This is a genomic window from Streptococcus mitis (assembly GCF_001579035.1).
Lineage (GTDB): Bacteria > Bacillota > Bacilli > Lactobacillales > Streptococcaceae > Streptococcus > Streptococcus mitis_J.
Genome location: NZ_KQ970288.1, coordinates 65,879 through 67,885, shown reverse-complemented (window position 1 = coordinate 67,885; position 2,007 = coordinate 65,879). Strand labels below are relative to the sequence as shown.

General features: G+C 44.5%; 2 protein-coding genes. Both read left to right on the top strand.

The features are described 5' to 3' along the window. The coding region (locus SMIDD26_RS06465; protein WP_061439607.1) for a CCA tRNA nucleotidyltransferase at window positions 1-1,109 on the top strand (1,109 nt) is incomplete at its 5' end. Beyond that, window positions 1,106-2,007: ABC-F family ATP-binding cassette domain-containing protein (locus SMIDD26_RS13035; protein ID WP_246746977.1), on the top strand; the 902-nt coding region annotated here is incomplete at its 3' end. The genes SMIDD26_RS06465 and SMIDD26_RS13035, both read left to right, overlap by 4 nt.

Here is a 2,007-nt window from a genome sequence, read left to right as displayed (position 1 = left end):
GGGGCTCTGTTCGAGATGCCCTCCTCAATCGTCCTATCCATGATGTGGATATTGCGACCTCTTCTTATCCAGAGGAGACCAAGCAGATTTTTCCGCGAACAGCCGATATCGGAATCGAGCATGGAACCGTCTTGGTCTTAGATGGGGATGAGGAGTATGAGGTAACTACTTTTCGGACAGAGGATGTTTATGTGGACTATCGTAGGCCCAGTGCGGTTTCCTTTGTGCGTTCGCTAGAGGAAGACCTCAAACGCCGTGATTTTACAGTCAATGCCTTTGCTTTGGATGAGACAGGAGAAATCATTGACTTGTTTCATGGTTTAGAAGATTTGGAAAAGCAAGTCTTACGAGCAGTTGGAGTGGCTAGTGAGCGTTTCAACGAAGATGCTTTGCGGATTATGCGTGGTTTTCGTTTTCAGGCTAGCCTCGGCTTTGAGCTTGAGTCAGAAACATTTAAAGCTATGAAGACTTTGACGCCCCTTTTGGAGAAAATTTCTGTGGAGCGTACCTTCGTTGAGTTTGATAAACTCTTGCTGGCTCCATTTTGGAGAAGGGGCTTGGCTTCCATGATTGAGAGTCAAGCTTATGACTATCTCCCTGATATGGCAGCTAGCAAGGACAAGCTTAATAGACTGTTTGATTTGGAGAGTGATTTCACCTTTAAATCTTCAGAGCAAGCCTGGGCAGCTCTTTTGTGGACTTTGGAGATTGAAAATGCGCAGCCATTTTTGAAAGCTTGGAAAACCTCACGCCAGTTTGCCAAGCAAGTTCAGGATTTGCTGACTATTTTGGCTCTGCGTGAAAAGGGAGAATTGAGCAAGCGCGATTGTTACCGCTTTGACTTGGATTTACTTTTACAGGCTGAAAATCTTCGTCAGGCTCAGGGAAAACCAGTCAACCCACAAGTCATCACAGAAACCTACCAGAGCTTGACCATTCATGACAAGAAAGAAATTCAGATTAATGGTGGTATTTTGATCAAGGAATATGGCTATCATCCGGGACCAGACTTGGGAGAGATTTTAACAGAGATTGAGTATGCCATTGTCGACGGAGAATTGGAAAATGACCGTCAAGCCATCCATGCTTATCTGAGGGAGAAAAAATGAGTGATTTTATCGTTGAAAAACTAAGTAAATCCGTCGGTGATAAGACCGTTTTTAAGGATATTTCCTTTATCATCCATGACTTGGATAGAATTGGTTTAATCGGTGTCAATGGGACTGGTAAGACCACCCTTTTAGATGTTCTTTCTGGTGTTTCTGGTTTTGATGGGGATGTCAGTCCCTTTTCAGCGAAGAACGATTACCAGATTGGTTACTTGACCCAAGATCCTGATTTTGATGATAGCAAGACGGTCTTGGATACGGTTCTATCCAGCGACCTCAAGGAAATCCAACTCATTCGTGAGTATGAACTCCTTATGCTCAACTATAGTGAGGACAAGCAGGCTCGTTTAGAACGGGTCATGGCAGAGATGGATTCTCTCCAAGCTTGGGAAATCGAGAGTCAGGTAAAGACTGTCCTTAGCAAGCTGGGTATTCAGGACTTATCTACTCCAGTTGGAGAATTGTCAGGTGGTCTGAGAAGACGAGTTCAGTTGGCGCAAGTTTTACTTGGCAACCACGATCTCTTGCTTTTGGATGAACCAACCAACCATCTGGACATTGCGACCATCGAGTGGCTGACCCTCTTTTTGAAAAATTCTAAGAAGACAGTTCTCTTTATCACTCACGATCGTTATTTCTTAGACGCTTTGTCAACACGGATTTTCGAGTTGGATCGCGCAGGATTGACCGAGTATCAAGGGAATTATCAGGACTATGTTCGCCTTAAGGCGGAACAGGATGAGCACGATGCAGCTCTACTTCATAAAAAAGAACAACTTTATAAGCAAGAATTGGCCTGGATGCGCAGACAACCGCAGGCACGTGCGACCAAGCAACAGGCTCGTATCAATCGTTTCCACGACTTAAAGAAAGAAGTTTCAGGTGGCATTGCTGAGAC